This is a genomic window from Pseudomonas sp. P7758 (assembly GCF_013386485.1).
GTDB lineage: Bacteria > Pseudomonadota > Gammaproteobacteria > Pseudomonadales > Pseudomonadaceae > Aquipseudomonas.
Genome location: NZ_JACARS010000067.1, coordinates 1 through 3,995 on the forward strand (window position 1 = coordinate 1; position 3,995 = coordinate 3,995).

6 protein-coding genes are annotated in these 3,995 nt (G+C 60.3%); 5 read left to right on the forward strand and 1 reads right to left on the reverse strand.

The window, feature by feature from the left end; translation table 11 throughout:
• Positions 1–40 precede the first annotated feature (40 nt).
• Positions 41–949: a 50S ribosomal protein L3 N(5)-glutamine methyltransferase gene (gene prmB / locus HX873_RS14565; protein WP_003213129.1), complete on the reverse strand. Its 909-nt coding sequence runs from the start codon at positions 947–949 to the stop codon at positions 41–43.
• 240 nt (positions 950–1,189) lie between these two features.
• Here prmB and HX873_RS14570 point away from each other — a divergent pair, with 240 nt between their 5' ends.
• The 5 genes from HX873_RS14570 to HX873_RS14590 all read left to right on the forward strand — a co-directional run bounded on the left by HX873_RS14570 (position 1,190) and on the right by HX873_RS14590 (position 3,964).
• Positions 1,190–1,780 carry a cysteine hydrolase family protein gene (locus HX873_RS14570; protein ID WP_008433198.1) on the forward strand — a complete coding sequence of 197 codons (591 nt, stop codon included), beginning with the start codon at positions 1,190–1,192 and terminating at the stop codon, positions 1,778–1,780.
• Positions 1,781–1,910: 130 nt separating this feature from the next.
• On the forward strand, positions 1,911–2,231 hold the full coding sequence (locus HX873_RS14575) for a hypothetical protein (RefSeq protein WP_003213133.1): 321 nt from the start codon (positions 1,911–1,913) through the stop codon (positions 2,229–2,231).
• 75 nt (positions 2,232–2,306) lie between these two features.
• Positions 2,307–2,864 carry a Smr/MutS family protein gene (locus HX873_RS14580; protein WP_003213135.1) on the forward strand — a complete coding sequence of 186 codons (558 nt, stop codon included), beginning with the start codon at positions 2,307–2,309 and terminating at the stop codon, positions 2,862–2,864.
• Between the two features lie 79 nt (positions 2,865–2,943).
• The gene (gene folE / locus HX873_RS14585) at positions 2,944–3,489 is read left to right on the forward strand and encodes a GTP cyclohydrolase I FolE (RefSeq protein WP_003204506.1); all 546 of its coding nucleotides are present in this window, start codon (positions 2,944–2,946) and stop codon (positions 3,487–3,489) included.
• Between the two features lie 103 nt (positions 3,490–3,592).
• Positions 3,593–3,964: a glutathione S-transferase N-terminal domain-containing protein gene (locus tag HX873_RS14590; RefSeq protein ID WP_063031984.1), complete on the forward strand. Its 372-nt coding sequence runs from the start codon at positions 3,593–3,595 to the stop codon at positions 3,962–3,964.
• Positions 3,965–3,995: the final 31 nt, after the last annotated feature.

Below are 3,995 nucleotides of genomic sequence, written 5' to 3' on the forward strand. Positions count from 1 at the left end.
GCCCGCTCCCACACTGACCGCGTTACCCACTTGGAAGCGGTTAAACCCTGGCGGCAAACACCGCCTGATGCGCCCGGCACTGCTCGGCCGTCAACATGAACACGCCATGCCCGCCGCGCTGGAACTCCAGCCAGGCGAAGTCCACTTCGGGGTACAACGCCTCGACGTGAACCTGGCTGTTGCCCACCTCGACAATCAACAGGCCCTTCTCGGTCAAGTGATCTGCCGCCTCGGCCAGCATCCGCCGAACCAGGTTCAAGCCGTCGTCACCGCAGGCCAGGCCCAGCTCCGGCTCGTGTTGGTATTCATCCGGCATGTCGGCAAAGTCTTCGGCGTCGACATACGGCGGGTTGGACACGATCAGGTCAAAACGCTGGCCCGGCAAACCATCAAAGCCGTCGCCCTGAACGGTATACACGCGCTCATCGACGCCATGGCGCTCGATGTTCTGGTTGGCCACCTCCAGCGCTTCGAAGGACAGGTCGCCCAGTACCACTTCGGCGTCCTGGAACTCGTAGGCGCAGGCAATACCGATGCAACCGGAACCGGTGCACAGGTCCAGAATGCGCGCCGGCGGTGTGCCCAGCCACGGTTCGAAGCGGTTTTCGATCAGTTCGCCAATCGGTGAGCGGGGAATCAATACACGCTCATCAACGATAAACGACATGCCGCAGAACCAGGCTTCCTTCAACAGGTAAGCGGTCGGCACACGCTCGTGGATACGGCGGTGCAGCAACCGTTGCACGTGGGAGATTTCCTCTTCTTCCAGGTTGCAATCCAGGTAACTGTCGGCAATTTCCCATGGCAGGTGCAAGGCGCCGAGCACCAGTTGCCGGGCTTCGTCCCAGGCGTTGTCGGTGCCATGGCCAAAAAACAGGTCTTCCCCATGGAAACGGCTGACGGCCCATCGGATGTGGTCGCGCAAGGTGCGCAGGCGGGAAGTGATCACGGGGGCAAGCTCCTGGAAAAAACGACCGGCGATTCTAACAGTCTTAAGCTGTACCGACGATGTACGAAAAAACCCTTTGCCGCACGTCGGATTTCATCTTAAACGTGGTTTTTGCCTAAACGTAGTGCCCTATTGACATCGCTGCACGCCAACAACGGCGTACCTTACGATGGTAGCGATTCACAGAAGCGCTCAGCCAGAGGACAATGTCACAAAAGCCCCACTCACAGGAGCCCCAGAATGTCCGTTCCAAAGACGATGTTTCAACTCAGCGGTCGTGGTTACGCAGCGGCGAACCTGAACCATGCGACCCTCGTGATCATCGACGCCCAGAAGGAATACCTCAGTGGTCCCCTCGCCCTCTCGGGCATGGACGCTGCTGTCGAAAATATCAAGCAACTGGCGGCTGCCGCGCGCAACGCCGGGCGCCCGATCGTGCATGTGCGCCACCTGGGCACTGTCGGCGGGTTGTTTGACCCTCAGGGCGAGCGCGGTGAGTTCATTCCTGGCCTTGAGCCACAGGCCGACGAAACCATCATCGGCAAGCTGCTGCCCAGCGCCTTCCACGGCACCGGCCTGGAGAAACACCTGCAAGACCTCGGTTCCCTGGACCTGATCGTCTGCGGCTTCATGAGCCACTCCAGCGTCAGCACCACGGTGCGTGCGGCAAAAAACCTGGGCTTTCGCTGCACCCTGGTGGAAGACGCCTGCGCCACCCGCGACCTGCCTTACAAGGGCGGCATCCTCAGCGCCGACCACGTGCAGCAGACTGAAATGGCCATCATGGCTGACAACTTCGCCACCCTCGCCTTGACCAAAGATCTGATCTGATCGACCTTCGATGAGCGGGTAGCCGCCCGCTCATCCGCAAATACCTGTCATTTGCTGCAATTGCCTCTGTACCCGGAACAACCTGTGTATCTTCCGGTCGAAGGGCCGATACCCTGGAGGAAAGGTCGGAATGAAGATATCCGATGGTTTTGATGCTCGTCGCTTGCGCCCCAAGGGCCCGAGCAACTGGCGTCTGCGCATCGGCGCCGGCTTTGCCGCGCTGTTGGCGATAGGTGGCGTACTACTGGCAATTGCTGGCGGCGCTGGTTTGGTTGGACACTCACCGGCCCTGGGCGAGCTGAATGCCAGCCCTGGCGGTTCTGCAATACTCTTGGTCATCGGCCTGCTGGTGCTGTGGTTCGGCGTATGGCTGTGGCGCCGTTGCCGTCGGCGCATGCGCCAACCGCTGTCACTGAACATCGCTTCGCACCTGATGAAAAAGCACGACTGATGGCGTACAGATAGCGTTTGTTGCGCATCAAGCCGCCGCGATTAGGTAAACTGCCCGCCCTTCGCGGAGGCTGACATGCAAGACGACGATTTTTCCCTATTCAAGAACGAGCTGCGCGGCGTCAAGCCGATCAAGCATGATCGCGCCGACACCGGCAAACCCAAGACCGATCGCGCCCAGATCGCCAAGCTGCGCCAGGCCGCGACCGTGCGCACGGACGCCACCACCGTGGACGGCCTGTCGGATCAATTCGTTATCGATGTAGGTCCCGAAGACGAGTTGATGTGGGCCCGCGACGGCGTGCAGGAAAGCCAGATGCGCAAGCTCAAGGTCGGCCAGATCCCGTTCGAGGGTAGTCTCGACCTGCACGGCATGACCGTCGAAAAAGCCCGCGAAACCCTCTGGGCGTTCCTCGCCGAAGCCACCAAATTCGAAATCCGCTGCGTGCGCGTCACCCACGGCAAGGCCGTGCGCCTGGACGGCAAGCGGCCGATGATCAAAAGCCACGTCAACACCTGGTTGCGCCAGCACTCCCAGGTGCTGGGTTTTACCTCATGCCAGCCACGTCACGGCGGCGCTGGGGCGGTGTATGTGATGCTCAAGCGCACCATGATGGAAGGCCGCGACGAGTAACAAGTGCCATCGTCAGGCTTGCAGCGATGTGTTGGCCGCCGTACCCTTGCCCTTTGCGAAAATCCAACTAGGTAGTTTCATGTCCCTGGAACAGAATTACACCGCGATTCTCGGCCAACTCGGCGAGGACGTTTCCCGCGAGGGCCTGCTCGACACGCCAAAACGTGCCGCCAAGGCCATGCAGTATCTCTGCCGCGGTTATGAACAGACCCTCGAAGAAGTCACCAACGGTGCCTTGTTCAGCTCTGACAACAGCGAAATGGTGCTGGTCAAGGACATCGAGTTGTACTCGCTGTGCGAACACCACCTGCTGCCGTTCATCGGCAAGGCTCACGTCGCGTATATCCCGAGCGGCAAAGTGCTGGGCCTGTCGAAGGTCGCGCGTATCGTCGATATGTATGCCCGCCGCCTGCAGATCCAGGAAAACCTCAGCCGCCAGATCGCCGATGCGGTCCAGCAGGTCACCGGCGCCCTGGGCGTTGCAGTGGTGATCGAGGCCAAGCACATGTGCATGATGATGCGCGGTGTGGAGAAGCAGAATTCGTCGATGATCACGTCGGTGATGCTGGGTGAGTTCCGCGAAAACGCGGCGACCCGCAGCGAGTTTCTCAGCCTGATCAAGTAATACGCGGCACCTGGAAAAACCGGCGTTCATCGCCGGTTTTTTTTCGCCTGTGAAAAATCAGGTAAGCTGCGCCCCCTTAAGTCTAGGGCAAGAGGTTTCAGCCATGTTCGTCAAAGCACTTCGAGTGGGCCTCGGCCACGTCATCATCGCCGGCGACTTCCTGACCCGTCCGCGCAAAAAGCAGCGCCCTGCCGAACAACAGGCGCAGGTGAACGCAGCGGCCAAGGACCTGACCCTGTATCAATTCCACGCCTGCCCGTTCTGCGTGAAGACCCGCCGCACCCTGCACCGCCTGAACGTGCCGGTGGCCTTGAAGGATGCGAAGAACAACGAGCAGGACCGCCAGACCCTGCTGGAGCAAGGCGGCAAGATCAAGGTGCCATGCCTGCGCATCGAAGAGAACGGCCAGACCACCTGGATGTACGACTCCAAGGTGATCATCGATTACCTCGACAAGCGGTTTGCGGCGGTCTGACAAACAGCGAGGATCCAGTGTGGGAGCGGGC

What these genes read in the sequence shown, in the direction of transcription:
- HX873_RS14570 (WP_008433198.1), top strand. Translation starts at nt 1,190, where the DNA reads ATGTCCGTTCCAAAGACGATGTTTCAACTCAGCGGTCGTGGTTACGCA.
- HX873_RS14575 (WP_003213133.1), top strand. Translation starts at nt 1,911, where the DNA reads ATGAAGATATCCGATGGTTTTGATGCTCGTCGCTTGCGCCCCAAGGGC.
- HX873_RS14580 (WP_003213135.1), top strand. Translation starts at nt 2,307, where the DNA reads ATGCAAGACGACGATTTTTCCCTATTCAAGAACGAGCTGCGCGGCGTC.
- folE (WP_003204506.1), top strand. Translation starts at nt 2,944, where the DNA reads ATGTCCCTGGAACAGAATTACACCGCGATTCTCGGCCAACTCGGCGAG.
- HX873_RS14590 (WP_063031984.1), top strand. Translation starts at nt 3,593, where the DNA reads ATGTTCGTCAAAGCACTTCGAGTGGGCCTCGGCCACGTCATCATCGCC.